The organism is Nonomuraea sp. NPDC049655 (assembly GCF_044465465.1).
In the GTDB taxonomy this organism is placed as follows: Bacteria; Actinomycetota; Actinomycetes; order Streptosporangiales; family Streptosporangiaceae; genus Nonomuraea.
This window is the reverse complement of sequence record NZ_JBITLS010000001.1, coordinates 907,684-932,311: the sequence shown is the minus strand read 5'-3', so window position 1 is coordinate 932,311 and position 24,628 is coordinate 907,684. Positions and strand designations below refer to the sequence as shown.

26 protein-coding genes are annotated in these 24,628 nt (G+C 72.5%); 13 read left to right on the top strand and 13 right to left on the bottom strand.

From position 1 onward, the window contains the following. The first annotated feature begins 11 nt into the window (after positions 1-11). The 3 genes from ACIBQ6_RS04315 (at position 12) to ACIBQ6_RS04305 (ending at position 3,135) form a co-directional block, all read left to right on the top strand. Positions 12-1,382, top strand: a complete 1,371-nt coding sequence (locus ACIBQ6_RS04315) for a pentapeptide repeat-containing protein (RefSeq protein ID WP_397210193.1) — start codon at positions 12-14, stop codon at positions 1,380-1,382. A gap of 91 nt (positions 1,383-1,473) precedes the next feature. Then, complete coding sequence (locus ACIBQ6_RS04310; RefSeq protein ID WP_397210191.1) at positions 1,474-2,625, top strand: hypothetical protein; 1,152 nt, start codon at positions 1,474-1,476, stop codon at positions 2,623-2,625. Between the two features lie 75 nt (positions 2,626-2,700). Further along, entirely contained in the window at positions 2,701-3,135 is a 435-nt protein-coding gene (locus ACIBQ6_RS04305; protein ID WP_358293066.1) for a calmodulin-binding protein, read from the top strand. Between the two features lie 9 nt (positions 3,136-3,144). Here the strand turns inward: ACIBQ6_RS04305 and ACIBQ6_RS04300 are convergent, their stop codons facing one another. From ACIBQ6_RS04300 to ACIBQ6_RS04290, 3 genes are read right to left on the bottom strand one after another with little or no spacing between them, the layout of a single operon-like run. Continuing rightward, positions 3,145-3,576: an SRPBCC domain-containing protein gene (locus ACIBQ6_RS04300; protein WP_358293069.1), complete on the bottom strand. Its 432-nt coding sequence runs from the start codon at positions 3,574-3,576 to the stop codon at positions 3,145-3,147. Then, positions 3,569-3,895, bottom strand: a complete 327-nt coding sequence (locus ACIBQ6_RS04295; RefSeq protein ID WP_397210189.1) for an ArsR/SmtB family transcription factor — start codon at positions 3,893-3,895, stop codon at positions 3,569-3,571. Before ACIBQ6_RS04295 ends, ACIBQ6_RS04300 begins: the two co-directional genes overlap by 8 nt. Beyond that, positions 3,892-4,245 carry a VOC family protein gene (locus tag ACIBQ6_RS04290; RefSeq protein ID WP_397210186.1) on the bottom strand — a complete coding sequence of 118 codons (354 nt, stop codon included), beginning with the start codon at positions 4,243-4,245 and terminating at the stop codon, positions 3,892-3,894. The genes ACIBQ6_RS04295 and ACIBQ6_RS04290 overlap by 4 nt, the downstream gene beginning before the upstream one ends. A 104-nt stretch (positions 4,246-4,349) precedes the next feature. On the opposite strand from ACIBQ6_RS04290, the gene ACIBQ6_RS04285 reads away from it, so the two are divergent. Next, positions 4,350-5,033 carry a permease prefix domain 1-containing protein gene (locus tag ACIBQ6_RS04285; RefSeq protein ID WP_387669866.1) on the top strand — a complete coding sequence of 228 codons (684 nt, stop codon included), beginning with the start codon at positions 4,350-4,352 and terminating at the stop codon, positions 5,031-5,033. Here ACIBQ6_RS04285 and ACIBQ6_RS04280 read toward each other — a convergent pair. Continuing rightward, positions 5,025-5,384 (bottom strand): helix-turn-helix transcriptional regulator, encoded by a 360-nt coding sequence (locus tag ACIBQ6_RS04280; RefSeq protein ID WP_397210184.1) that lies wholly within the window; start codon positions 5,382-5,384, stop codon positions 5,025-5,027. The genes ACIBQ6_RS04285 and ACIBQ6_RS04280 overlap by 9 nt on opposite strands. A gap of 89 nt (positions 5,385-5,473) precedes the next feature. On the opposite strand from ACIBQ6_RS04280, the gene ACIBQ6_RS04275 reads away from it, so the two are divergent. The 8 genes from ACIBQ6_RS04275 (at position 5,474) to ACIBQ6_RS04240 (ending at position 13,474) form a co-directional block, all read left to right on the top strand. Beyond that, positions 5,474-6,643, top strand: coding sequence for a cytochrome ubiquinol oxidase subunit I (locus tag ACIBQ6_RS04275; RefSeq protein ID WP_397210182.1), 1,170 nt, complete (start codon positions 5,474-5,476; stop codon positions 6,641-6,643). 10 nt (positions 6,644-6,653) lie between these two features. Further along, the gene (locus tag ACIBQ6_RS04270; protein WP_364333798.1) at positions 6,654-7,418 is read left to right on the top strand and encodes a cytochrome d ubiquinol oxidase subunit II; all 765 of its coding nucleotides are present in this window, start codon (positions 6,654-6,656) and stop codon (positions 7,416-7,418) included. Positions 7,419-7,425: 7 nt separating this feature from the next. Then, a complete protein-coding gene (cydD, locus tag ACIBQ6_RS04265) occupies positions 7,426-9,153 on the top strand; it encodes a thiol reductant ABC exporter subunit CydD (protein ID WP_397210180.1) in 1,728 nt (575 codons plus the stop codon). Further along, complete coding sequence (gene cydC / locus ACIBQ6_RS04260; RefSeq protein ID WP_397210178.1) at positions 9,150-10,829, top strand: thiol reductant ABC exporter subunit CydC; 1,680 nt, start codon at positions 9,150-9,152, stop codon at positions 10,827-10,829. Before cydD ends, cydC begins: the two co-directional genes overlap by 4 nt. Before the next feature lie 81 nt (positions 10,830-10,910). Beyond that, positions 10,911-11,531, top strand: coding sequence for a hypothetical protein (locus ACIBQ6_RS04255; RefSeq protein WP_397210176.1), 621 nt, complete (start codon positions 10,911-10,913; stop codon positions 11,529-11,531). Further along, positions 11,528-11,851, top strand: coding sequence for a transcriptional regulator (locus ACIBQ6_RS04250; RefSeq protein WP_352328377.1), 324 nt, complete (start codon positions 11,528-11,530; stop codon positions 11,849-11,851). The genes ACIBQ6_RS04255 and ACIBQ6_RS04250 overlap by 4 nt, the downstream gene beginning before the upstream one ends. After that, complete coding sequence (locus ACIBQ6_RS04245) at positions 11,848-12,741, top strand: ABC transporter ATP-binding protein (protein ID WP_358293095.1); 894 nt, start codon at positions 11,848-11,850, stop codon at positions 12,739-12,741. Before ACIBQ6_RS04250 ends, ACIBQ6_RS04245 begins: the two co-directional genes overlap by 4 nt. Beyond that, positions 12,734-13,474 carry an ABC transporter permease gene (locus tag ACIBQ6_RS04240; RefSeq protein ID WP_364333811.1) on the top strand — a complete coding sequence of 247 codons (741 nt, stop codon included), beginning with the start codon at positions 12,734-12,736 and terminating at the stop codon, positions 13,472-13,474. The genes ACIBQ6_RS04245 and ACIBQ6_RS04240 overlap by 8 nt, the downstream gene beginning before the upstream one ends. A 70-nt stretch (positions 13,475-13,544) precedes the next feature. Here the strand turns inward: ACIBQ6_RS04240 and ACIBQ6_RS04235 are convergent, their stop codons facing one another. The 8 genes from ACIBQ6_RS04235 to ACIBQ6_RS04200 form a co-directional block, all read right to left on the bottom strand. Further along, positions 13,545-14,780: a S1C family serine protease gene (locus ACIBQ6_RS04235; protein ID WP_397210175.1), complete on the bottom strand. Its 1,236-nt coding sequence runs from the start codon at positions 14,778-14,780 to the stop codon at positions 13,545-13,547. A 200-nt stretch (positions 14,781-14,980) separates the two neighbouring features. Next, positions 14,981-15,247, bottom strand: coding sequence for a hypothetical protein (locus ACIBQ6_RS04230; RefSeq protein WP_397210174.1), 267 nt, complete (start codon positions 15,245-15,247; stop codon positions 14,981-14,983). Positions 15,248-15,340: 93 nt separating this feature from the next. Continuing rightward, positions 15,341-15,829, bottom strand: a complete 489-nt coding sequence (locus ACIBQ6_RS04225) for a DUF5946 family protein (RefSeq protein WP_397210173.1) — start codon at positions 15,827-15,829, stop codon at positions 15,341-15,343. A 458-nt stretch (positions 15,830-16,287) separates the two neighbouring features. After that, entirely contained in the window at positions 16,288-17,823 is a 1,536-nt protein-coding gene (locus ACIBQ6_RS04220) for an AMP-binding protein (RefSeq protein WP_358293108.1), read from the bottom strand. A gap of 129 nt (positions 17,824-17,952) precedes the next feature. Continuing rightward, on the bottom strand, positions 17,953-18,738 hold the full coding sequence (locus ACIBQ6_RS04215) for a MetQ/NlpA family ABC transporter substrate-binding protein (RefSeq protein WP_358293110.1): 786 nt from the start codon (positions 18,736-18,738) through the stop codon (positions 17,953-17,955). Positions 18,739-18,790: 52 nt separating this feature from the next. After that, positions 18,791-19,447, bottom strand: coding sequence for a methionine ABC transporter permease (locus tag ACIBQ6_RS04210; protein WP_352329100.1), 657 nt, complete (start codon positions 19,445-19,447; stop codon positions 18,791-18,793). Continuing rightward, complete coding sequence (locus ACIBQ6_RS04205) at positions 19,444-20,406, bottom strand: ATP-binding cassette domain-containing protein (protein WP_358293113.1); 963 nt, start codon at positions 20,404-20,406, stop codon at positions 19,444-19,446. Before ACIBQ6_RS04205 ends, ACIBQ6_RS04210 begins: the two co-directional genes overlap by 4 nt. Before the next feature lie 298 nt (positions 20,407-20,704). Further along, positions 20,705-21,517, bottom strand: coding sequence for an SAM-dependent methyltransferase (locus ACIBQ6_RS04200; protein WP_397210170.1), 813 nt, complete (start codon positions 21,515-21,517; stop codon positions 20,705-20,707). A 39-nt stretch (positions 21,518-21,556) separates the two neighbouring features. Between ACIBQ6_RS04200 and ACIBQ6_RS04195 the strand changes: the two genes are divergently transcribed. Next, on the top strand, positions 21,557-21,976 hold the full coding sequence (locus ACIBQ6_RS04195) for a helix-turn-helix domain-containing protein (protein WP_358293118.1): 420 nt from the start codon (positions 21,557-21,559) through the stop codon (positions 21,974-21,976). Positions 21,977-22,105: 129 nt separating this feature from the next. Here the strand turns inward: ACIBQ6_RS04195 and lon are convergent, their stop codons facing one another. Continuing rightward, positions 22,106-24,466 carry an endopeptidase La gene (lon, locus tag ACIBQ6_RS04190; protein ID WP_358293121.1) on the bottom strand — a complete coding sequence of 787 codons (2,361 nt, stop codon included), beginning with the start codon at positions 24,464-24,466 and terminating at the stop codon, positions 22,106-22,108. Positions 24,467-24,628 lie beyond the last annotated feature (162 nt).

The window sequence follows — 24,628 nt, the reverse complement described above, 5'->3', positions numbered from 1 at the left end:
ATGACCAGTGCATGGACTGGGTCACCTGCGCGTTTTCTGCTGCCTGCCCCGGAATCGCCCAACAGCCGTCCGGCCTGTGCCTGGCGCATCTGCCGGCCGAGGACCTGCCCGCCGTCCTCGCCCGGTTGTCCCCCGGCAGGCTGCTCGACCTCCGCGGCACCACCGTCAACGGCGACCTGCTGTCGCGGGTCCTGGAGGCGACGAGTTGCAGACCGGGCCGCGCCCGGCTCGACCGGGCCAGGTTCACCGGCGACGTCAGGCTGTCGGGCGTGACGTTCGCCGGGGACGTGTCGCTCGACGGAGCCAGGTTCGAGCGGCTCGCCTCCTTCTTCGGAGCCCGATTCGAGGGCAACGTGTCGCTGGCGGCGGCCAGGTTCACGCGCGAGCTGTCCTTCCACGGCGTACGCGTCCGGGGGCACGTCTCGCTCGACCGGGCCGTGATGTCCCGCGACGCGCTGTTCGGCCAGGCCGTCTTCGAGCACGGGCTCTCCTGCGAGGGCGCCCGGTTCGACGGCTACGCCACCTTCGACGACGCCCGCCTGGGCACCGGCGCCACGTTCCGCGGGGCCAGGTTCGGCCGGACGCTCTCCTTCCGCAAGGTGCGCGGGCAGGCGGGGTTCGACTACGCCCACTTCGCCGGGGACGCCTACCTGTCGGCCTCCGGCAGGCTCTCGGCCGCGCGCGCCCGCGCCGACGGCCTGCTCGACGTGACGGTCGCGCGCTGCGGCGTGGACCTGCGGCGGGCCGAGGTCTTCGGGGCCGCCACCGTGCGGCTGACCGACTCCAGCGCCGACCTGGAGGGCGCCGTGCTGCACGGGCCCGCCTCGGTGACCGGCAAGGGCCTGTCGATGCTGAGCTCGCTGCGCCAGGTGGACGCCGCCAGCCTCACGCTGACCGGCCTCGACCTGTCGGGGTGCGGCTTCGCCGGGCTCATGCACCCGGCCGGGGTGCGGGTCAGGAACTGCACGTTCGCGCTCACGCCGCGCGGCGTGCGAGTCAGCCTGCGCCGTCCGATGCTGCGCTGGATCTCGCGGCGCAGCGCGCTGGCCGACGAGCACGCCCTGCGCGGCTGGGACGCCTCCGGCGGCTCGCCCACCACCCCCGACCTGCTGGCCGCCCTCTACGCCGAGCTGCGCGGCCGGATCGAGGACCGCGACACCTCGGCCGACTTCGCCTTCGCCGCCATGGAGATGCGCCGCCAGGCCGGTGAGCACTGGTGGCTGTCGCTGTCGTGGCTGCTGTGGGGGTACGGCATGCGGCTCGGACGCGCGGTGGCCTGGTGCACGCTGCTGGCGGCGCTGACGGCGGCGGCGGTGTTGTGGAGCTCCACCTCGCACGCGGCCCGCCAGGCGGTCCACCACAACCCGGTCCTCCACCAGTAGCCGGGCCGAGCCGTCCCCCACCGGTCATCCACCGGCAGGCGGGCGGAAATGCGGTGGCAGGCGGCGGACCGGGCTCGCTAGGGTCGCGCCGGTGAGTACCGATCCGCTGCCGCTGCTCTGGTTGACGGGCCCCACGGGCGCCGGGAAGTCCTCGGCCGGGTGGGAGATCTTCGACCATCTGGGCCGGGGCGGCGTCAAGGCGGCGTTCCTCGACGCCGACCAGATCGCCCTGTGCCATCCGGCGCCGGAGGGCGGCACGCATCGCCTGCGGGCGCGCAACCTGGCGGCCCTGTGGCCCGGGTTCCGGCGCGCGGGGATGCGCTGCCTGGTGCTGGCCGGGTTCGTGGACACCCCCGAGGAGGTCGGCGAGTACACCGCGCTGCTGCCCGGCGCGGCGTTCACCGTGTGCCGGTTGCGGGTGCCGCACGCGGAGCTGCGGGAGCGGTTCCTGGGGCGGGGCTGGCGTCCGGACCTGGTGGAGGCGGCCGTGGCCGAGGCCGTCGAGCAGGACCGCAGCCGGTACGCCGACCTGTGCGTGGACACCGGCGGCCGGACGGTGGCCGAGACGGCCCGGCTGGTGCTCGACCGGCTGGGCGGATGGCCGCCGCCCGTCCCCGCCACCGCCACCGCCACCGAGCCGGCGCCCGCCCCGGCCGATCCGGGCGGGGGTGCCGGTGCCGGCGTGCCGGTTCCCCTGGTGTGGTTCTCGGGGGCGACGGCGGCCGGGAAGTCGATGGTCGGCTACGAGGTCTTCGGCCGCGTCCACCGGTCGGGCGTACGGGCCGCCTACGTCGATCTGCGGCAGATCGCCGCGCTGCGCCCGTCCACCGAGGAGGAGGGCCGCCGGCTCAGGGCGCACGGCCTGGCCGCGCTGTGGGACGGGTACCGGGCGGCCGGGGCCGGATGCCTGGTCGTCTCCGGCGGGGCGGACTCCGACGAGACCGTCCGCGCCTGCGCCCGCCTGCTTCCCGGCCTGACGCCGACCGTGTTCCGGCTGCACGCCTCCCCCGCCACGCTGCTGGAACGCGTGCTGCTGCGCGGCCGGGGAGGCGGCCCGGCGCTGCCCGGCGACGAGCTGCGGGGGCTCGGCCCGGACGCCCTGCGGGCCGTGGCCGGGCGGGCGGCGCGGGAGGCCGCCGCCCTCGACCGGGCGGGGGCGGGCGACGTGCGCCTGGACACCGACGGCCGGCCGCCGCAGGAGGTGGCCGCGCAGGTCATGGCCCATCTCCGGCTTCCGCCCTAGTGACTTTGCGCATTCGCTCGATTACTTTGGGTGACGAGTCGCAGAGTGCGGCCGACAGTTTCGGAGGTGTCCCCCGTGCCCCGCATCGTCACCAAGATCAGCGCTGTGCTGGCGTCCGTCGTCCTGCTCGCCGCGGCGGGAGCCGTCCCGGCCCAGGCGGCCGGAGAGGCGTACTTCGAGTTCACCGACACCGACGGCCGGTCCCGGTTCGTCATGCAGCTCACCGACCCCGACTCCATCCGGCACGCCCGCGACCTGCTGGCCGGCGCCACCGACGAGCGGCCGCACGTGCACGGCCGCATCGTCAAGCGGCCCGTCGCCTACAACGCCCGGTGGAGCTACCACCTGCAGCCCGAGACGATCAATTTCTTCGACGTGGCCATCGAGGTCTGCGACGCGAGCATGACGTACGTGGAGGACCACCTCGACGAGGCGGGCGGCGCGTTCCTGCCGGGCGGCCACTGGTGCCCGTGGAGCTCGCGCCTGACCCGCGAGCTCCCGGCCATGTAGGAGCCCGGCTCAGAGGGTGGCGGCCAGGTCGCCGATGACGGCGAAGTGCCGGGGCCAGCCGCCGCCCATGATCCGGCGGGAGAGCTGCTGGGTGGGGTCGTCGGGGTCGAAGCCCTCGTGGTCGAGGAACAGCCGGGTGCCCCGGCCCTCCGGCACCAGCCGCCAGGTGACCGTCCAGTCGGCCTGCTTGCGGTCGCTCCAGCTGATCCGCAGCAGCTTCTCCGCCTCGAACTCCAGCACCTGGCAGTGGACCGTCCCGTCGAACCCCACCGCCTTCCTGGGCTGGGTGGTGAACGTGAACCGGTGGCCCACCTCCAGCCGGAAGTCGTTGGGCATCAGCCAGCGGGCCATCAGCTCGGGATCGGTCAGCGCCCGCCACACCTTGGCCGGCGGGTGCTTGAGGAACTCGTCCAGCCTGATCGCGGTCCGGTCCTCAGCCATCCTCTTCCTCCATCTCGTCGAGCAGTGCGGACAGGCCGGTCAGCTTCTCGCGCCAGAACCTCTCGTACGGGGTGAGCCAGTCGCGGATCTCCATGAGCGGCTCGGCCTCCAGCCGGTAGTGCCGTTCGCGCCCCTTGCGGGCCTCGGCCACGAGCCCGGCGTCCTTGAGCACCTTGAGATGCTCCGAGACGCTGGGCCGGCTCATGTCGAAGCGCTCGGCCAGCCGTCCGGCGGGCTGGGGGCCCTCCTGGAGCAGCAGGCGCAGCAGTTCGCGCCGGGCCGGGCTGGCCAGCGCGGTGAAGACGTGGTCGGCGGTCATGCCTGGCTGACCACGAACCCGTTGCCGAAGGGGTCCTGGAAGAGGAGCTGGCGTCCCCACGCCTGCTCGCTCGGCCCCTCGAAGGCGACGTCGTGCCCGGCGAGCCGGGCGGCCAGCGCGTCGAGGTCGGGCGCGGCCACCACGAGCCCGCCGACGGGGGCCATCTCGGGGAACCAGGAGGCCAGCAGGAGCGTGGTCGCCACACCCTTGGGGGCGACGGTGAGCCAGCGGCCCATGGGGAACGGGTTGTCGGTGCGCACCTCGAAGTCGAGCACGCCGGTGTAGAAGTCGAGCGCCCGCGCCTGGTCGGCGACGGGCACAGTGACAGTGAGGATCCCGGAAATCAGCATGTCGGACACTATATGTAGGATTTTTCCGACATATCAAGTCGCGGCGTGAAATATCGGGGACTTCCCTGATAGGCCATCGGCGGCTCACTCCGTAAACTGGGATCATGCGGATCGACGACTACGTGGCCGACCTCGATCGCGCGCTCTCCGGCCCGTCCGGCGCGAAGCGCGACCTGGTCGTCGAGGCCCGCGACAGCCTGTCCGACACCGCCGACGCCCTGGAGGCCGACGGCCTCGACCGCGCCGAGGCCGAGCGGCTGGCGGTCGCGGAGTTCGGCCCGGTCACCGAGATCGCCCCCGGCTACCAGAGCGAGCTGACGGCCGTGGCCGGGCGGCGGCTGGGTCTGCTGCTGTTCATCAGCGTCCCGCTGACCGCGCTCATGTGGTCGATGGTGTGGCGGACCTACCCCGCCGACCCGGCGCTGTGGGTGGGCCGTCCGGCCTGGTACCACCTGATCTCGAAGCTGCTCGACATCTGCCAGCTCGCCACCGGCCTGTACGGCGGCCTCGCCCTGCTGGCGCTGGGCCGGGGCGCGCGCTGGATCCGCCGTCCGCACCTGGTGACCAGGTCGCTGGGCATCGTCGTGTGGGGCATGCTGCCGCTCGGCGGCGCCATGAGCCTCGTGCTGTCCTACAGCCCGCCCGGGCCGGGCACGATGACCGGCTACCTGCCCGCGTTCCTGGCCAACCTGGTCACGACCGCGTTCTGGGGCCTGCAGATCTACGGCGCCACGCGCTGCCTGCGAGTCAGCCGCACCCGCCGGCCCGCCGCCGCCCCGTCAGCCTGAGGCCCGCGCGTCGGCCCGTGCGTCGGCCCGGGTGTCGGCCTGGAGCACGCCGCCGATCACGCTGGTGAACTCCCGCCAGGCCGACCGCTCCCCTTCGAGCTGCTTCCTGCCCGGGTCGGTCAGCCGGTACGTGCGCCGCTTGCGCCCACCCACCGTGGCCCACTCGCTGGCCAGGTAGCCGACCCGCTCCAGCCGCCGCAGCGCCGGATAGACGGTGCCGGTGGGCACGCTCAGCGCGCCCCCGCTGCGCTCCTGGAGCGCCTCGATGATCGCGTAGCCGTGCAGCGGCTCCCGCTCCAGCACCGAGAGCAGCAACGCGTCCATGTGCCCGCGCAGCGCGTCTGGATTCATGCTCCTGATCCTAGACAACCGTTCGCCATGTAGCCAGTCTACATGTAGGCTGCCTATATGTAGGTAGACACAACAACGGAGTCGATCGAATGGACGTACTCGAACTCGCCCGCACGCAGTTCGCCGTGACGGGAAGCCTGCACTTCCTGTTCGTCGTGCTCACGCTCGGGCTGGCGCCGGTCGTGGCGCTCATGCACACCCGCCACGTGCTCTCCGGCAGCGCGCTGCACGGCGGCATGACGCGGTTCTGGGGGCAGATCTACGTCATCAACTACGCCCTGGGCATCGTCACCGGCCTGGTGATGGAGTTCCAGTTCGGGCTGTCGTGGAGCGGGCTGTCCCACTACGCCGGAGACGTGTTCGGCGCGCCGCTGGCCATGGAGACGCTGGTGGCCTTCTTCCTGGAGTCCACGTTCCTCGGCTTGTGGATCTTCGGGTGGGGGCGGCTGCCCAAGTGGCTGCACCTGGCCTGCATCTGGCTGGTGACGCTGACCGCGTACGCCAGCGCGTTCTTCATCATGGTCGCCAACTCCTTCCTGCAGAACCCGGCCGGCTCGGTGGTCAGGAACGGCCGGCTGGAGCTGGTCGACTTCGGCGCCCTGCTCACCAACAAGACGCTGGTCTTCTCCTTCCCCCACGTCATCGGCGCGGGGCTGCTGACCGGCGGCCTGGTGCTGGCCGGGGCCAGCGCGTACCAGCTGCGGCGGCGCACCCGCGAGACGCTGTTCTTCGCCAAGTCGCTGCGCACGGGGGTCGGCGTGGCGGCGGTCGGCGCCTTCCTGGCCCTGGGCTTCGGGTACGCGCAGTTCGGCGGCGTCCAGGAGGGCAAGTTCGACGGCGACGCGGGCGCCGGGGTGCCGCTCGGGCTCATGATCGAGATCGGCCAGCTGCTGGCGTTCGTGCTGCTGTTCGTGCTCCTGCCGCTCATCTACTGGCTGCCGCGCTGGCGGTGGACGCACCTCGTGCTGATCGTGATGACCCCGGTGCCGTTCGCGCTGGCCGTCCTGGGCTGGATGGCCAGGGAGATCGGCCGCCAGCCGTGGATGGTCTGGCACAAGCTCACCGTGGCCGACGCCCTGACGCCCGGCCTGACCTCGGGCATGGTCACGGCCTCGCTGATCGGGTTCGCCGGCGTGCTGGGGCTGCTGGCGGTCGTCGACTACGTCCTCATCGCCCGGGTCGTCCGGCGCGGCCCGCGCGACCTCGACCTCGGGGCGGTCCCGGCCGGCGCCGAGCCCGCCCCGGCGCTGAGCTACTAGGAGTGCTGACATGGAAGTGATCTGGTTCCTGTTCTTCGCGGTGCTGCTGGCCGGATACTTCGCCCTGGAGGGCTTCGACCTCGGCGTCGGCCTGCTGCTGCCGGTGCTGGGCAGGACGCGCGGCAACCGCGACCGCATGGTGGCCGCGATGGCGCCGTTCGTGCTGGCCAACGAGGTGTGGCTGGTGGCGGTGGCCGGGACGCTGTTCGGGGTGTACCCGCGCCTGGAGGGCGAGGTGCTGTTCGGGCTCTACCCGCTGGTGGTGGCCATGCTGCTGAGCTGGATCGTGCGCGACGCCGGGCTGTGGTTCCGGCGGCGGCTGGACGGCGCGAGGTGGCGCGGCTTCTGGGACGCGATGATCGCGTTCGGGTCGCTGGGGTTGTCGTTCGGGTGGGGCATGGCGCTGCACGCCGCCGCGACCGGGTTCGCCTCCTCGCCGGTGAATCCGGTCGGGGTGCTGCTGGGCGTGCTGGTGACGCTGCTGTTCGCCTTCCACGGGTGGACGTTCCTGGCCTGGCGGGAGCCGGGCGCGTTCGGGGCCGTGCGGTCGGGGCGGGCGCTGCTGCTGTCCGGGCTGGTGGCCGCGCTGCCCGCGATCGGCCTGCTGGCGGGGGCCATGCCGTATTTGCTGGAGCACAGCGCGCCGGCGGCTACGTTGAATGTGCTCAGTGTCATGGCGTTGCCGTTCGCGCCGATCATGCTGGGCGCGCAAGTATGGGTATGGCGGACTTTCCGGCCAGGTAAGGGCGCCGTCCCGCTCCCCTCGTTCTTCTGAAGGCCACGTGCATAAGGATCTTCTGCGGCTCATGCGGGCCGAGCGCTCGGTGCGCCGCCACCTGACCGTCACCATGGTCGCGGCCGTGCTCGCCGGGCTGCTCGTGCTCGCGCAGGCCGAGCTACTGGCCGGCGTGCTGTCGGGCCGGTTCACCACCGCCGCGCTGGGGGCGCTCGCCGCCGTCGTGGGCGTCCGGGCGCTGCTGGCCTGGACGCAGGGCGTCTTCGCCGGGCGCACCGCGACGGGCGTGAAGTCCGCGCTGCGCCACCGGCTGCTGGCCCGCCTGGGCGAGCTGGGGCCGTCCAGGCTGACCGGTCACCGGTCGGGCGAGCTCGTCACGCTGACCGGCCGCGGCCTGGACGGCCTCGACGCCTACCTGACCGGCTACCTGCCCTCGATCGCGGTGGCGGCCGTGGTGCCGGTGGCCGTGCTGGTCCGGCTGTTCGCCGCCGACCTGGGCAGCGCGGTGATCGTGCTGGTGACGCTGCCGCTGATCCCCGTCTTCGGCGCGCTGGTCGGCATGACCACCAAGGCCGTCACCGAGCGGCAGTTCCACGCCCTGTCGCGGCTCGGCGGGCACTTCCTCGACGTGGTGCGCGGGCTGCCCACGCTGCGCGCCTTCGGACGGGCCCGCTACCAGGCCACGGTCATCCGGCAGGTCGCCGACGCCCACCGCGGCGCGACCATGCGCACCTTGCGGGTGGCGTTCCTGTCGTCGCTGGTGCTGGAGCTGTGCGCGTCGCTGTCGCTGGCGCTGGTGGCGGTGCCGATCGGGCTGCGGCTGCTCGGCGGGTCGCTGGACCTGACGACGGCGCTGCTGGTGCTGCTGCTGGCGCCGGAGGCGTACCTGCCGCTGCGGGCCATGGGGACCCGGTTCCACGCCTCCATGGAGGGGGTGGCCGCCGCCGACGCGGCCTTCGCCGTCCTGGACGAGGCCGCCGGCGACCCGTCCGGCCCGGCCCGGCCGTACGACGGGCAGGGAGCGCCGGAGATCCGCCTGGAGAACGTGACCGTCCGCTACCCCGGCAGGGACGAGCCCGCCCTGGAGAACGTGACGCTCACCATCGCGCCCGGCGAGCGGGTGGCGCTGGTCGGCGAGAGCGGCGGCGGCAAGAGCACCCTCCTCCACCTGGTCCTGGGCTTCCTGCGCCCGTCCGAGGGACGCGTCCTGATCGACGGCGCCGACCTGCGCGAGCTGGACCTGGACAGCTGGCGGGCAGCCCTGGCGTACGTGCCGCAGCGGCCCCACCTGTTCACCACCTCCGTGGCCGACAACATCCGGCTGGGCGCGCCCGGCGCCACCCTGGAGGAGGTCCGGCGGGCGGCCGCCGCCGCGCACGCCGACTTCGTGGACGGCCTGCCCCAGGGTTTCGACACCGTGGTCGGCGAGCGCGGCGCGAACCTGTCGGCCGGCCAGCGGCAGCGCGTGGCGCTGGCCCGCGGCTTCTGCCGCCCGGACGCCACGGCGCTGCTGCTCGACGAGCCCACCGCCCGCCTCGACGGCCGCAGCGAGGCCGCCGTCGTGGCCGCCACCGCGCAGCTGGCGCGGGGGCGCACGGCCGTCATCGTCGCCCACCGGCCCGCGATGATCGACCTCGCCGACCGGATCGTGCGGGTGCACGAGGGCCGCGTCGTCGCCGACACCACCCGCGACCGGCCGCCGGCCCACCCGGACGGCGACGGTCAACGGGAGCCGCAGAGCGCGGTCTCCCTTCCCGAGGGGAGCGCGCGATGAACCGGCGCATGGGCACCCGCCTGGCCTGGGCCGTGCTGGCCGGGGCGGCCGCCGACCTGGCCGGGCTGGGGCTGATCGCGGCCGCCGCCTGGCTGATCACCAGGGCCGCGCAGCAGCCGTCCCTGGCCGCGCTGAGCGTGGCCATCGTGGCGACCAGGGCGTTCGCGACCGGCAAGGGCGTCTTCCGCTACGCCGAACGGCTCACCGGCCACGACGTGGCCCTGCGCGCCCAGGCCGGCACCCGCGAGCGGCTCTACCAGGCGCTCGTCCCGCCCCAGCGTCCCCGCCACGGCGGCGCCGACCTGCTCAGCCGCATGGTGGACGACACCGAGGCCGTCCAGGACCTGCTGGTCCGCGCGCTGCTCCCGGCCGCCGCGGCGCTGCTGACCGGGCTGGCCGCGGTCGCCATCGGACTGTTCGTGCTGCCGCTGACCGCGCTGGTGCTGGTGGCCGGGCTCGTGGTGGCGGGCGTGCTGCTGCCGGCCGCGACCGCCGCCGCCGCGCGCCGCTGGTCGGCCCGGATCGCGCCGGCCAGGGCCGCGCTGGCGGCCCGCGTGGCCGACCTCGTGCACGGCTCGGCCGACCTGGCCGCCTACGGCGCGGGCGAGCGGGCGCTGTCCGGCGCGCTGGCCGCCGACGAGGCGCTGGCCGCGCTGGAGCGCCGCCAGTCGCGCGTGCACGCCGCCGCCCTGGCGGTCGGGACGCTGGCCCAGGGCCTGACGGTGGCGGCCATCGTGCTGCTCGCCCAGGGGGCGGGCGCCGGCTCCGTCGCGACGGCGGTGCTCGCGCTGACCGCGCTGGTGTCGTTCGAGCCGGTGCTGCCGCTGGCGGCGGCGGGCGAGCGGATGGCCGGGATCACCGCGGCGATCCGGCGGCTGCGCGAGGTCCGCGCCGCCGCGCCGGCCGTCGCCGAGCCGGCCGCGCCAGCGCCCGTGCCGTCGGCTCCGCTGACGGTCGAGGTCGACGACCTCGTCGTCCGCCACCCCGGCGCCGCGCGGCCCGCACTCGACGGTGTCTCCCTGCGCCTGACCCCGGGCCGCCGGGTGGCGATCGTGGGCCCGAGCGGGGCGGGCAAGAGCACGCTGCTGGCCGCGCTGATGCGCCTGGTCGATCCGGAGTCGGGAAGCGTGCGCGTCAACGGGACCGACCTGCGCGACCTGTCCGGCGACGACGTCCGCACGCTGATGACCGGCCTCACCCAGGACCCGTACATCTTCCGCACCACCCTGCGCGACAACCTGCGCCTGGCCGGGCCGGACGCCGGCGACGAGCGGCTGACGGCGGCCGTGCGGGAGGCCAGGCTCGGCCCGTGGGTCGAGCGCACCGGCTGGGACGCCGAGCTCGGCGAGGACGGCAGGACCGTCTCCGGCGGCCAGCTCCAGCGCCTGGCCCTGGCCAGGGCGCTGCTGTACGACCCGCCCGTGCTGCTGCTGGACGAGCCCGCCGAGGCGCTCGACGAGGAGACCGCCGACCGTCTGATGGCCGACCTGCTGGACGTCATCCGCGACCGCACCACCGTGCTGGTGACCCATCGGCTCAAGGGCCTGGAGTCGGTGGACGAGGTCGTGGTGCTCGACGAGGGCCGCGTCGTCCAGCGCGGACGGCACGACGAGCTGGTGGCGGCGCCCGGGTACTACCGCGACCTGTGGGAGTCCGAGGCGCTGACCCGGCGGTAGCCGTTCCTCTTGCCCTCGCTTTGAGTTTGCGCCGCCATCAGGTTTATGATGCAAACCTGTTTGCGGGTAAGAGGAGTTGGCATGGTGGACGACGATCGGGCGCGTACTCCCGAGGAGACGCTGCGGCTGATCGAGCAGCAGCGCTCCGTCACGGTCCGGCGCCTGCACGGCGACCCGGTGCTGCTCTACGTGCCCTGGGGCGTGGCCTGGCTGCTCGGCTTCACGGCGCTGTTCCTGCACTACGGCCTCGACGGCGTCCCCTACGCGCCGATCTCCCGCCCGCAGGCGCTCATGGTGCTGTTCGCGGGCATGTCGCTGGCCGGGGCGATCGCGATCTTCGGCATGGTGAAGATGGGGGCGCAGGTCCGCGGCGAGACCTCGGCCAAGGGCATGATGTACGGCTACGCCTGGGCGGCCGGCCTGGTCTCCATGACGGTGCTCGCCATCCGCGTCAGCCCCCAGCTCCCGGCCACCGAGAGCGGCCTGCTGTGGGGCGGCGGATTCATGATGCTCGTCGCGCTGCTCTACATGGCCGGCGGCGCGATCTGGACGTACTGGCCGATGTTCTTCGTCGGCGTGTGGGCGGCGGTGGTCAACGGCGTGGGCGTCATGCTCGGCGCCGGCTGGCACGCGCTGCTGACGGCCGTGCTGACCGGCGGCGGCTACATCGCGGCCGGCGTCGTGCTGCGGCGGCGGATGTGAGCCCCGACGGGGCCGTCCCCGAGCTCGACCCGGTGATCCACGCGCAGGCCAGGCTGCGGGTGGTCGCCACGCTCAACACCCTCGGCGGGCGCGACGAGATCGCCTTCCCCTCGCTGAAGGACCTGCTCGGGATGACGGCCGGCAACCTCTCGGTGCACCTGACCAAGCTGGAGGACGCCGGTTACGTCCGCATCACCAAGACCCACAAGGGCCGCACCCCCGTCACCTACGTCGCGCTCACCCAGCGCGGACGGCTGGCCTTCGAGGACTACACCAAGGCGATCCGCGCCTTGCTCGACAACGCTGGAGGAACCCCATGACGGCCCTCGCCAGAACGGTGGAGGTCACCCGCCGCTACGGGGACGTGCTCGCGCTCGACCGCGTCTCGCTCGACATCCGGGCAGGAGAGCTGGTCGGCCTGCTCGGCCCGAACGGCGCGGGCAAGTCCACCCTGATCAACCTGTTCGTCGGGCTGCGCCGCCCGACCTCCGGCACGGTCGAGCTGTTCGGCGGCTCGCCCCAGGATCCCGTCATCCGCCGGGGCATCGGCGTGACCCCGCAGGAGACCGGCCTGCCCGAGTCGCTGCGGGTCGGCGAGATCGCCGACTTCGTGCGCGCCCACTTCCCCGACGCGCTCGGCAGGGACGAACTGCTCGACCGCTTCGGCCTGAGCGACCTGGTCAAGCGGCAGGTGGGCGGGCTGTCCGGCGGCCAGAAGCGGCGCCTGGCCGTGGCGCTGGCCTTCGCCGGCCGCCCGCGCCTGGTGTTCCTGGACGAGCCGACGACCGGCCTCGACGTCGAGGCCAGGCGCACCCTGTGGGACGGCATCCAGGCCTTCCACGCCGAAGGCGGCACGGTCGTCCTGACCAGCCACTACCTGGAGGAGATCGAGGCGCTGGCCCAGCGCGTGGTCGTCGTCGGGCAGGGACGCGTCCTGGCCGACGACACCGTGCGGGCCGTGCGCGACATGGTGGGGGTGCGGCGCGTCTCGCTCGACGCCGAGGACCTGCCCGAGCTGCCCGGCGTGCTCAGCACCGAACGCCAGGACGGCCGCGTCAGCCTGCTGACCACCGATCCCGACCGGCTGGTGGTCGAGCTGGTGCGCAGCGGCATCCCGTTCTCGGGGCTGGAGGTCAGGCCGACCACGCTGGAGGAGGCCTTCCTCACCATCACCTCGACCTCGCCCCCCAAGGAGAGCGCGCATGTCTAGCCTGATCGTGGCCCACACCCGGCTGCAGCTCGTCGAGCAGTTCAGGGTGCCCATCGGGATCCTGGCCAGCTCCATGTTCCCGGCCATCTCGATGCTGGCGTTCGTGGTGCCGTTCGCGGGCGGCGACCCGGCGGCGGCGACGTCGGCGACGGGGGCGCTGATGTTCTTCGGCGCCATGTCCTCGGCGGTGATCGGGCTCAGCGCGTCGGTCTCACAGGATCGCGAGCAGCCCTGGGACCCCTACACGCGCACGCTGCCCGCCGGGCCGTTCCCGCGCCTGGCCGGGCGGATGGTCTCGACGGTGGTCCTCATGCTGCTGTCGGTGGTGCCGGTGCTGGTGGTCGCGGCCCTGCTGACCGAGGCGGTCATCACGCCGGTCCGGCTGGCCCTGGGGCTGGCCGCGCTGGTCGGCGGAGGGGTGCCGTTCATGCTGATCGGCCTGTTCCTCGGCCTGACGCTGCCGTCGAAGGCGGCGCTCGCGGTGGCGCAGATCGTCTTCTTCCCCGTGGCGATCGTGGGCGGGCTGATCCTGCCGCCGCAGATCCTGCCGGACATCGTGGAGGCCGTCTCGCCGTACGTTCCGTCCAGGGGCGCGGCCGAGCTGATCTGGGCGGCCATTTCGGGGGCCCGCCCTGACGGCATCGCGCTGATCATGCTGGGCGTCTGGACGGTGATCGCGGCGGCCGCCGCGACGTGGGCGTACCGCCGTGACGAGGGCCGGCGTTTCGCCTGATGGGGGGGTGTGCCGCCGAGTCCGCAGCGATCTCAACGGCACACCCGTCTCCGGGAGGGGGTCCTGGTGTTTACTTCTTCTCTTGGAGGGTGACGGTGGCCTCCGCGGACCGACCGTCCCTCATATATGTGATCTTGACCTGTTGGCCCGGTTTGAAACCTCTGACCTGTCCAACAACGGTATCGCCTGAGTCAACAGGTGTGTCCCCAATCTTGGTGATGAGGTCGCCCTCCTGCAGCCCGGCCTTGGCCGCCGGGCTTTCCGCGGTCACCTGCCGGATCAGCGCGCCGGGCACGTCGCCGGTGGCGTCGGTGACGCTCACGCCGAGGAAGGCATGGCTGACCTTGCCGCTCTTGATGAGCTGCTCGGCGACCTGCTTGGCGGTGTTGACCGGGATCGCGAAGCCGACGCCGCCGCCGGCCGCGTCGGAGGCGATGGCGGTGTTGATGCCGACGAGCGCGCCCGCCGCGTTCACCAGCGCGCCGCCGGAGTTGCCGGGGTTGATGGCGGCGTCGGTCTGGATGACGTCGCCGATGGTGGTGCCCTCCACCGGGGCCTGCTGCTGCTCGCCGCCGAACCCGGGGGGAAGCTGCTGACGCTGCTCGCCGCCCAGCTTGAGCGTACGGTTCAGGGCGCTGACGATGCCCCTGCTGACCGACCCGTCCAGGCCGAGGGGGCTGCCGATGGCCAGCACGTCGTCGCCGACCTTGAGCTGGTCGCTGTCGCCCAGCGTGGCCTTGGTCAGGCCCGAGACGTCCTCGGCCTTGATGACCGCGAGGTCGGTGGCCGGGTCGGTGCCCACGACCTTGGCCTTGGCCGTCTTCCCGTCGCTGAACTTGACCGTCATCTGCCCCCCGCCCTGCGAGGCGCCGACGACCACGTGGTTGTTGGTGAGGATGAGGCCGTCCTCGGAGAGCACGACCCCCGACCCCTCGCCCGTCTGCCCCTGGATCATGACCACCGACGGCTGCACCCGCTCGGCCACCTCAGCGGTGGAGAGCTGGCTGGAGGCGGCCCTGAGCACCGGGCTCGGCGCGCTGACCACCTGCTGCGGCTCGGGCTGGAACGCGGTCGCGACGGCGGCCCCCACGACACCGCCGCCGATGGCCATCGCGGCCAGCGCGAGCCCGGCGACGGCCTTCTGCCCGGCGTTGAGCCGCGCCTTGACGGGGGTGGACGGCGGAGGAGGAGGCGGCTGCTCCATGACGATCGTGTCCCGCCGGGGGAAGCCCCCGGCGGCCGGCGGAGTGGCGCCGAACTGGCTCCACCCACCGGTGCCCTGCTCGCGAGGCTCGTTCGCGTTCATCTGTCATCTCCCTCAAGTCCCTATGACTCAAGGGTGCCAAGAGGGGCGTAAGACCTGGTTAAGGCGCTGATCGGAACTCTGTGAGACGACTCACTCACACCTTATCCGCGCTGCTCACCGGCCGGACTTCGGGCCACAAAAGCCGAAAAGAATCTACAAACCACGCTCGTACGGGGTGCGGCGCAGCCGGGGCGGTGGGTTCACCGGCGGGCGCGGACGGCCGCTTCGATGCGCAGGGCGAAGCCGCCCAGGGCGATCACCAGGTAGACGAGCAGCCACGCGGTGGGCTCGTCCTGCCACGGCGTGACGATGGTGAGCACCGACAGCGCCAAGCCCAGCCAGATGGCCACGGTGCCGACCACGCGCACCGCCGTGGCGGGGTCACCGTCCCCTCCGGTGGACGCCACGAGGACGGGGACCTGGACGGGGGCTTGGTCGTCGGCGGGCTCGCCTGCTGAAGAGGTCACGGGTCGAGAGGCTGCCATCCCTAGATCAAGATCCGATAGCTGCCGGGTCCACGATCCGGCAACGAGGAGCCACGGCGTCCGTCTGGGGCGGGGTCAGGTCTGGAGGGAGCGCCAGGACTCCACCGTGGCTGCGGCGATCGTCTCGATGCGCCGGCCGTAGGCCGGATGGCCGTCGGACACGAAGCTGCCGTCGCGGACCGGGAGGTCGCTGAACGTGGCGCGGAAGTGCCGGGGCGGCCCGCCCGGCGGGAGCGGCTCGTACGCCGACAACGGTTCCAGGTCGTGGGCCGGCCGCGCCCCGTGCCTGTTCCTGGCCACCTGGCGGGCTCCCACGCGAAGCAGCGCGTCCAGACCCCGGTCCAGGCAGAGCTGCAACTGGCGGAACTGGCCGTCGAGGTACTTCGGGTGCGCCCCGGACGGATGCTGCAGGAAGTACGCGCAGACCACCACCGCGTGCCACCTGTACATGCCGGGATCGGCCTGCTCCTCGGACAGGACGGCGTGGTAGTAGTCCACGCAGGCGCCCAGCGGTCCGGCGGCCGCGCCGCACTCGCACCGAGCCATGGTGAGACGCTCCGTCATGGCCCGCACCCTAGGCGGCCAGAGCGGCGTTGTCGACGAGGCGTCCGGCGCCGGGGCTACCGCCGGCCGCGGTTGGCGAGCCTCACCGCCACGAACACGATGCCTCCTAAGATCAACGCCCCGAGGGCGAGGATCACCAGAAGAGCGAGGATCTCAGGGACTCCGATGTTGGTCATGCTCGTCTCCCGTCCAGGTCGGTGCGGGGCCGTCACGCCGGCCCGGCCGCCGGGGGCGGCCGGACGGATGAGGGGTCGCCGCCTCGCGGGAACGAACGGGCCCCCGGGTGTCGGTCCCGGACTGTTCGCCCCCGGCCCGCGGCAGGGCCGGGGGCACCATCGAGCCTCCCTCATCGACCTGCGTACGCGCCAGAGGCGACGACGGACCGGGCTCCTCTCGCAGCCTCGGCCCGTCCACCACGGGACATCCTGGACGCCGGTCGCGTGATCGCGGCCCTGTGGTCAGGTGCGGGCGGGCCAGTATTCGTCCCTCAGGAGGCGTTTGTAGAGTTTGCCGGTCGGGTGGCGCGGAAGCTCGTCGCGGAAGTCGACCGACTTCGGGCACTTGTAGTGGGCCAGGCGCTCCCGGCAGTACGCGATCAGCTCCGCCTCCAGCGCCGGCCCCGCCTCCGCCGCCGTCATCGCCTGGACCACGGCCTTGACCTGCTCCCCCATCTCCTCGTCCGGTACGCCGAACACGGCCACGTCGGCCACCTTGGGATGGACGGCCAGCACGTTCTCGGCCTCCTGCGGGTAGATGTTCACCCCACCCGAGATGATCATGTACGAGCGGCGGTCCGTGAGGTACAGGAAACCGTCGGCGTCCAGGTAGCCGATGTCGCCGAGGGTGGTCCAGCCCCGGCCCTTCGGGTCCTGCGCCGAGCGGGTCTTGTCGGGGTCGCCGTGGTACTCGAAGCGGGCGCCGTTCTCGAAGTAGACCGTGCCGTGCTCGCCCGGCGGCAGGTCCTCGCCCTCCTCGTCGCAGATGTGCACGACGCCGAGCAGCGAGCGGCCGACCGTGCCCCTGTGCTCCAGCCAGTCCTGGGAGCCGACGTAGAGGAAGCCGTTGCCCTCGGTGCCCGCGTAGTACTCGTGGATCACCGGCCCCCACCAGGAGATCATCTGCTCCTTGACCGGCACGGGACACGGCGCGGCCGCGTGGATGGCGCAGACCAGCGACGACAGGTCGTACTTCTTCCGGGTCTCCTCCGGCAGCTTCAGCATCTTGATGAACATCGTCGGGACGAGCTGCGAGTGCGTCACCCCGTACCGCTCGACCAGCCGCAGGTACTCCTCGGGGTCGAAGCGTTCCATCACCACCACCGTGGCGCCGAGCCGCTGGAAGGACAGGCAGTAGCGCAGCGGCGCGGCGTGGTACAGCGGCGCGGGCGAGAGGTAGACGCTGTCGGCCGACGGCGCGAACAGCGCCTGGATGAGCCGGACCAGCGTGTTCGACTCGGTCAGCGGGGCCAGCGAGGCGGCCACCTTGACGCCCTTCGGACGCCCGGTCGTGCCGGAGGAGTAGAGCATGTCGGCGCCCTGGCACTCGTCGGCGATCGGGGTGACGGGGCAGCCGGCCACCGTCTCCTCGTAGGAGGCGAAGCCCTCGGCGAGGCCGTCGAGCATGAGCCGCAGCTCCACCCGCGGCGTGGCGTCGGTGATCGAGGTGGCCACCTCCGCCAGGTTCGCGCTGGAGATGAAGACCCGGGCGCCGCAGTTGTCCACGATGTAGGCGAGTTCGTCGGTCTGCAGGCGGGAGCTGATCGGCGTGTAGTACAGGCCCGCGCGGTGCGCGGCCCAGGCGACGGCCAGGAAGAGCGGGTGGTTGGCGAGCATGAAGGCGACGTGGTCGCCGGGCTTGAGCCCGGCCGCGCGGAAGGCGTGGGCCAGGCGGTTGGACTCCTCTTCGAGCTCGCGGTAGGTGAGGACCTGCCCGGAGCCCGCCATGATCACAGCGGGCTTGTCGGGGGTGACGGCTGCGATGGCTCCCGGGTACATATTAGAACAGTATTCGGTCCGTCGGCGGCGGCGCTAGGGCGCGCCGAAGCCGCGGCTCCCCGGTGGGGAAGCCGCGGCTTCGGCGTCGGCCGACGCCGGGATCACTCGGCGCGGATCACTCGGCGCGGATCACTCGGCGGGGATCACCGAGCCCTCGTACTTCTGCTTGATGAAGTCCTTGACCTTCGGGTCCTGGAGCAGCTTGCCGAGGGTGACGATGTTGGCGTCCTTCTCGTGGCCGGCCTGGACGACGAGCCCGTTGACGTACGGGTTGCCCTCGGTCTTCTCCAGCACCAGCGCCTGGCTGGCGGGCTTGAGCCCGGCCTCGATGGCGTAGTTGCCGTTGATCACGGCGGCGTCCACGTCCTCGAGCGAGCGCGGGAGCTGGGCCGCCTCAAGGGGCTTGAACTGCAGCTTCTTGGGGTTGTCCGTGACGTCGCGCTCGGTGGCCGCGGTGCCCGCGCCGTCCTTGAGCTTGACCAGGCCGTTGTCGGCGAGCAGCTTGAGCGAGCGGCCGAGGTTCGTGGCGTCGTTGGGGACGGCCACGGTGGCCCCGTCCGCCAGCGCCGACAGCGAGGTGATCTTCTTGGAGTACAGGCCGAGCGGCTCCAGGTGCACCGGGGTGACGAAGCTCAGCTTGGTGCCCTTGGAGGCGTTGAAGTCGTCCAGGTAGGGCTTGTGCTGGAAGAAGTTGGCGTTCAGCTGGCCCTCGTCGAGCTGCACGTTCGGCTGGACGTAGTCGGTGAACTCGACGATCTCCAGCTTCAGCCCGGCGGCCGGGGCCAGATTGTCCTTGACGAACTTCAGGATCTCGCCGTGCGGGACGGGGCTCGCGCCCACCTTCAGCACCGTGTCGGCCGACTCGGCGGCGGGGGTGGTGGTCGCGGACTGCGACGTACCGCATGCAGCGAGCAACAGGGACAGCGCAGCAGCACCCAATATCGAGCGAATCTTCATGATTTTTCCCTTACTTATGTGAAATGCGCCGAGCGACCCAGTCGCCCAGACTCTGCAGAATTTGCACGATGACGATGAGCAGGACGACGGTCACGATCATCACGAGCGTCTCGAACCGCTGGTAGCCGTAGCGCACGGCCAGGTCGCCGAGCCCGCCGCCGCCGACGGTGCCCGCCATGGCCGAGTACCCGATGAGCGCGACGATCGTGACGGTCAGCCCCGACACCAGGCCCGGCAGCGCCTCGGGCAGCAGGACCTTGCGCACGATGGCGGTCCGGCTCGCCCCCATGGCCTGCGCGGCCTGGACGACGTCGGTGCCGACCTCGCGCAGCGCCGTCTCGACCAGCCGGGCGAAGAACGGCACGGCCCCCACGGTCAGCGGCACCACCACGGCCGCCGTGCCGATCGTGGTCCCGATGACGAGCCGGGTGAACGGGATGATCGCGATCATCAGCACGATGAACGGCAGCGACCGCCCGATGTTGACGACGATCCCCAGCACGGACTTCAACGCCGGCAGCGGGCGCAGCCCGTCCCGGTCGAAGGCCACCAGCGCCACGCCGAGCGGCAGCCCGAACAGCACGGTGAACAGCGTGGCCCAGCCCACCATCTGGGCGGTCTCCCACGTGGCCGGCCACAGCAGCGGCGCGATCTCTTCCCAGGTCATGCGGCCTCCCCCGCGACTTCGACGAGCAACCCCGACTCCCGCAGGAACGACAGCGCCGAGGAGGACTCGGCGCCGGTCAGCGCCACGCGCAGGCGGCCGACCGAACCGCCGGCCAGCTCCTCGATCGAGCCGCCGAGGATGTTGACGTCCACGTCGAACTTGCGCGCCATCTCCGAGACCAGCGGACGGCCCGGGTCACCGGTGAAGGTGAGCGTGACGGAACCGGCCGGAGCCGGCTCGGGCAGCGGGAAGATCTCCCTGGTCAGCCGGGATCCGGGGGTCCTGATGAGGTCGGCGATCGCCCCCGACTCCTCGACGCGGCCCCCGGCCATGATCGCGACCGAGTCGCAGACGCTCTTGACGACGTTCATCTCGTGGGTGATGAGCAGGATCGTCAGGCCCAGCTCGGCGTTGAGCCGCTTGAGCAGGGCGAGGATCGACTGGGTGGTGGCCGGGTCCAGCGCGGAGGTGGCCTCGTCCGACAGCAGCACCGACGGGTTGCCCGCCAGCGCCCTGGCGATGCCGACGCGCTGCTTCTGGCCGCCGGAGAGCTGGTGGGGGCGGTCGCCGCCGCGTCCCTGGAGGCCGACGAGGTCGAGCAGCTCGGCCACACGCCGCTGCCGTTCGGCCCTGGGCACGCCCATGACCTCCAGCGGGAAGGCGACGTTGCCAGCCACCGTGCGCGAGGACAGCAGCGCGAAGTGCTGGTGGATCATGCCGATGCGCTGCCTGGCGCGGTTGAGCTCGCGGCCGGGCAGGGCGGTCAGGTCCTGCCCGGCGACGGTGACCGTGCCCGCGGTGGGGCGTTCGAGCAGGTTGACGCAGCGCAGCAGCGTGCTCTTGCCGGCGCCGCTCTGGCCGAGCACGCCGTAGATCTCGCCCTCGCGCACATGCAGGTCGACGCCGTCGAGCGCGACGGTCTGGCCGTACTGCTTGCGCAGGCCGGAAGCCTGGATCACGAAATTTCCCCACGAGTGAGAGCGGCCGGGTGGCGGGCCGCTTCCTTACACGAACATCACCGTCGGAGCGGTGGGATCTAGTGGCTGCCCGGAGGGAACGGCAGGTGGCTCAGCCTGCGCAGCACGAAGCAAAAAGTGTGGATCATGGTGACCTTCGAGGAGAACGGGCGGGGATCTGGTCTCTAACGGGCCGGCATTCGCCCCATACGCATGCGACAACACATGGCGTCCCGGTGGGCGCGGTGGTCGTTCGCGTATGCCTCGTTCACGCCGGTGCTAACGCCGCCTTTACATACTCCTATTCCGGGGAATTGTGGTGATCTGCGTCACTCAGCACCGCGGTGAGGAAACCGCCGTGCGGGGCGGGGCGGCCGTACCGGGGGGCGAGGGCGGCTGCTTCGACCGTACGCGTCCGCCAGCCGCGGGCCGTCAGCCGGGCGACGGCGTCCGCGCCCGGGCCGCCCTTCCAGAGGGTGGCGATCCGCCGCAGCTCGGGCATCGTACGCACCCGCTCGGCGAGCACGGCGTTCGCGGCCGGGTCGTGCTCGAAGGCGAGCCTGCTGCCCGCGGCCGACAGCGCGCACACGCCGTCGAGAAGCCGCCCGGCCTCGGCCGGGCTCAGGTAGATCAGCAGGCCCTCGATCAGCCAGGCCGTCGGCCGCGCGGGGTCGAACCCGGCCGCGCGCAGGCTGCCCGGCCAGTCCTCGCGCAGGTCCACCGGCACCGGGACGCGTTCGCACCGCGCCGTCGCGGCCAGCCCGCGCAGCACGCCGTCCTTGAACGCCAGCAGCTCGGGCAGGTCGAGCTCGAACAGCCGCACGCCCGGCGGCCAGTCCAGCCGGAAGGCGCGGGCATCGAGCCCGGCGGCCAGCAGGACGACCTGGTCGCAGCCGGAACCGCTCAGGTGGTCGTCGAAGAACCTGGTCCGGAACACCAGGTGGGCGCTGAAGAGATCACCCGCTCCGCTCCCCCGCCCCGCGTCCGGCGACCCGGCGTCCGCCGCCGCCACGAAGGCGCCCGCGTACGGGTCCTCGAACAGCCGGTCGGGTCGTTCGCTCTCGCGCGCCCGTAACCATGCCGCGCCCACCGCCGTCCTCGCCACCCCATTCATATCGCTGACGATACATCTCCAGCGATATAATCGGCCACCATGAACGTGGCACGACTGCGCAGGCTCGGACGGCGGCTGGTGGACCTGTCGAAGACGGCGGCCGGCGAGACCAAGGGCCCGCCCCTCACCCCCGGCGAGGAGGCCGTCTTCGAGGACGTGCTGCGCCACCCGGGCGGCACCGTCGGCGAGATCCAGGCCAGGACGGGCTTCGTCCAGAGCCACGTGTCGGCCTCGGTGGCCCGGATGCGCGAGCGCGGCCTCGTCCGGACCGAACCCGACCCCGGCGACGGGCGGCGCACCCTGGTCACGCTGACGGAACCGGCGCTGGCCGCGGTCCACCGCCGGGCGGCCGGACCGGTGGAGGAGGCGGTGCGCGCGGCGGTCGGCGACGATCCCGAACGCGCGGCCCGGGTCATGACGCTGCTGGAGGAACTGGAGTCGCTGCTGCTCACCGGCTGACCCCATTCACCGGCTCGTTCCCGGCCCCTCGCGCGCCGTTTGTTCAGGCCCCCGTACATGGAGCCGCCCCGCCGCATCCGGGAGGCCGGGTGCGGCGGGGCGGTGCCGGGGCAGCCCCCGGGCGCGGCGTCAGGCCGCGACCGTGGTGGCGACCTCGGCCGGGGTCAGCGCGATGTCGAGGACCTCGCGCACGTCGCTGACCGCGTGGATGGTCAGCTCGTTGCGCACCTCCTCGGGCACGTCGTCCAGGTCGGGCTCGTTGCGGGCCGGGATGAGCACCGTGGTGATGCCCGCCCGGTGGGCGGCCAGCAGCTTCTGCTTGACGCCGCCGATCGGCAGGACCCGCCCGGTCAGCGAGATCTCACCGGTCATGGCGACGTCGGCGCGGACCTGGCGGCCCGACAGGAGCGAGGCCAGCGCGGTCGTCAGCGTCACGCCCGCCGAGGGACCGTCCTTGGGGACGGCGCCCGCGGGGAAGTGCACGTGCACCGAGCGGTCCTTCAGCGCGGTGACCGGCAGCTCCAGCTCCGCGCCGTGCGAGCGCAGGTAGGACAGCGCGATCCGGGCCGACTCCTTCATCACGTCGCCGAGCTGGCCGGTCAGGGTCAGGCCGGTCTCGCCGGTCTCCGGGTCGGCCAGCGACGCCTCCACGTAGAGGACGTCGCCGCCGGCCCCGGTCACCGCCAGGCCCGTGGCCACGCCCGGCACGGAGGTGCGCTGGGTGGACTCGGGCAGCGACGACTCCGGCACGAACCGCGGCCTGCCGATGTAGCCGACCAGGTCGTCCGGGCCGACCGTGACGGGCAGCTCGTCCTTGGCCGCCACCTTGCGCAGGATCCTGGCGACCGCCCGCTCCAGCGAGCGCACGCCGGCCTCGCGGGTGTACTCGCCGGCCAGCCGCCGCAGCGCGCCGTCGTCGACCTTGACCTCCTCGGAGGTCAGCCCGGCGAGCTCCAGCTGCCTGGGCAGCAGATGGTCGCGGGCGATGGCGACCTTCTCGTCCTCGGTGTAGCCGTCGAGGGTGACGACCTCCATGCGGTCGAGCAGCGGGCCGGGGATGGCCTCCAGCACGTTGGCCGTGGCCAGGAACAGCACGTCGGACAGGTCGAGCTCGACCTCGAGGTAGTGGTCGCGGAAGGTGTGGTTCTGGGCCGGGTCGAGGACCTCCAGCAGCGCCGCCGTGGGGTCGCCGCGGTAGTCGGCGCCGACCTTGTCGACCTCGTCGAGCAGGACGACCGGGTTCATCGAGCCGGCCTCGCGGATGGCCCGGACGACGCGGCCCGGCAGGGCGCCGACGTAGGTGCGCCGGTGTCCGCGGATCTCGGCCTCGTCCCGTACGCCGCCGAGCGCGACCCGGACGAACTTGCGGCCCATCGCGCGCGCCACCGACTCGCCCAGGGACGTCTTGCCGACCCCGGGAGGACCGGCGAGCGCCAGGACGGCGCCGCTGCGCCGGCCGCTCACCACGCCGAGGCCCTTGTCCTGGCGGCGCTTGCGCACGGCGAGGTGCTCGATGATGCGGTCCTTGACGTCGTCGAGGCCCGTGTGGTCGGCGTCGAGCACGGCCCGCGCGCCCGCGATGTCGTAGTTGTCCTCGGTACGCTCGTTCCAGGGGATGTCGAGCACCGTGTCGAGCCAGGTGCGGATCCAGCCGCCCTCCGGGGACTGGTCGGAGGTGCGCTCCAGCTTGTCGACCTCCTTGAGTGCGGCCTCGCGCACCTTCTCCGGCAGGTCGGCGGCCTCGACGCGGGCCCGGTAGTCCTCCTCCTCGCTCTCGGCGGTGTCGCCGTTGAGCTCCTTCAGCTCCTTGCGGACCGCGGCGAGCTGCTGGCGCAGCAGGAACTCACGCTGCTGCTTCTCCATGCCCTCCTGGACGTCCTTGCGGATCGTCTCGGCGACGTCGAGCTCGGCGAGGTGCTCGCGGGACCACTCGATGAGCCTGGCCAGGCGGTCGGCCGGGTCGGCGGCCTCCAGCAGCTCGACCTTCTGGGCGGTGGTCAGCCACGGGGTGTAACCGGAGCTGTCGGCCAGCACCGAGGGGTCGTCGATCTGGTTGACCTGGTCGACGACCTGCCAGGCGCCGCGCTTCTGCAGGATGGTGGTGGCCAGGGCCTTGTACTCCTTGGCCAGCTCCTGGGCGCGCTCGCCGGCCGGAACCGTGTCGATCGTGTCGGCCTCGACCCACAGTGCGGCGCCGGGGCCGGTGGTGCCGGTGCCCACGCGCACGCGGTTGACACCGCGGACCACGGCGGCGGGCTCACCGCCGGGCAACCTTCCGACCTGCTCGATCACGGCCTGGACGCCGACGGCGCCGTAACGGCCGTCGATCCGGGGAACGAGGAGGACCCGCGGCTTGTTACCACCGGACGCGCGGGCCGCGTCGATCGCAGCGCGCACCTCGGAGTCGGACAGGTCCAGCGGAACCACCATGCCCGGCAGGACGACCTCGTCGTCGAGCGGCAGGACCGGGAGGATCAAGCTCTCACTCATGCGAACTCCAAAGGGTTGAGTTATACCGACTCAATTCATTGGAGCGCGCCGTTGTTCCCAACCTTGCCGATGTTCGCTCACGGCGATCGTAATGTTGTAAGTGATACCTGAGGGTGACGTCAGGATCAGACCTTGGTCTGACGTCCGGCCGCCCGCCTTTCC

What these genes read in the sequence shown, in the direction of transcription:
- ACIBQ6_RS04255 (WP_397210176.1), top strand. Translation starts at nt 10,911, where the DNA reads ATGGTGGACGACGATCGGGCGCGTACTCCCGAGGAGACGCTGCGGCTG.
- ACIBQ6_RS04200 (WP_397210170.1), bottom strand. Translation starts at nt 21,517, where the DNA reads ATGAATGGGGTGGCGAGGACGGCGGTGGGCGCGGCATGGTTACGGGCG.
- ACIBQ6_RS04270 (WP_364333798.1), top strand. Translation starts at nt 6,654, where the DNA reads ATGGAAGTGATCTGGTTCCTGTTCTTCGCGGTGCTGCTGGCCGGATAC.
- ACIBQ6_RS04240 (WP_364333811.1), top strand. Translation starts at nt 12,734, where the DNA reads ATGTCTAGCCTGATCGTGGCCCACACCCGGCTGCAGCTCGTCGAGCAG.
- ACIBQ6_RS04245 (WP_358293095.1), top strand. Translation starts at nt 11,848, where the DNA reads ATGACGGCCCTCGCCAGAACGGTGGAGGTCACCCGCCGCTACGGGGAC.
- ACIBQ6_RS04315 (WP_397210193.1), top strand. Translation starts at nt 12, where the DNA reads ATGGACTGGGTCACCTGCGCGTTTTCTGCTGCCTGCCCCGGAATCGCC.
- ACIBQ6_RS04300 (WP_358293069.1), bottom strand. Translation starts at nt 3,576, where the DNA reads ATGGCTGAGGACCGGACCGCGATCAGGCTGGACGAGTTCCTCAAGCAC.
- ACIBQ6_RS04295 (WP_397210189.1), bottom strand. Translation starts at nt 3,895, where the DNA reads ATGACCGCCGACCACGTCTTCACCGCGCTGGCCAGCCCGGCCCGGCGC.
- ACIBQ6_RS04280 (WP_397210184.1), bottom strand. Translation starts at nt 5,384, where the DNA reads ATGAATCCAGACGCGCTGCGCGGGCACATGGACGCGTTGCTGCTCTCG.
- ACIBQ6_RS04235 (WP_397210175.1), bottom strand. Translation starts at nt 14,780, where the DNA reads ATGAACGCGAACGAGCCTCGCGAGCAGGGCACCGGTGGGTGGAGCCAG.
- ACIBQ6_RS04220 (WP_358293108.1), bottom strand. Translation starts at nt 17,823, where the DNA reads ATGTACCCGGGAGCCATCGCAGCCGTCACCCCCGACAAGCCCGCTGTG.
- ACIBQ6_RS04225 (WP_397210173.1), bottom strand. Translation starts at nt 15,829, where the DNA reads ATGACGGAGCGTCTCACCATGGCTCGGTGCGAGTGCGGCGCGGCCGCC.
- cydC (WP_397210178.1), top strand. Translation starts at nt 9,150, where the DNA reads ATGAACCGGCGCATGGGCACCCGCCTGGCCTGGGCCGTGCTGGCCGGG.
- ACIBQ6_RS04275 (WP_397210182.1), top strand. Translation starts at nt 5,474, where the DNA reads ATGGACGTACTCGAACTCGCCCGCACGCAGTTCGCCGTGACGGGAAGC.
- ACIBQ6_RS04290 (WP_397210186.1), bottom strand. Translation starts at nt 4,245, where the DNA reads ATGCTGATTTCCGGGATCCTCACTGTCACTGTGCCCGTCGCCGACCAG.
- lon (WP_358293121.1), bottom strand. Translation starts at nt 24,466, where the DNA reads ATGAGTGAGAGCTTGATCCTCCCGGTCCTGCCGCTCGACGACGAGGTC.
- ACIBQ6_RS04210 (WP_352329100.1), bottom strand. Translation starts at nt 19,447, where the DNA reads ATGACCTGGGAAGAGATCGCGCCGCTGCTGTGGCCGGCCACGTGGGAG.
- ACIBQ6_RS04285 (WP_387669866.1), top strand. Translation starts at nt 4,350, where the DNA reads ATGCGGATCGACGACTACGTGGCCGACCTCGATCGCGCGCTCTCCGGC.
- ACIBQ6_RS04195 (WP_358293118.1), top strand. Translation starts at nt 21,557, where the DNA reads ATGAACGTGGCACGACTGCGCAGGCTCGGACGGCGGCTGGTGGACCTG.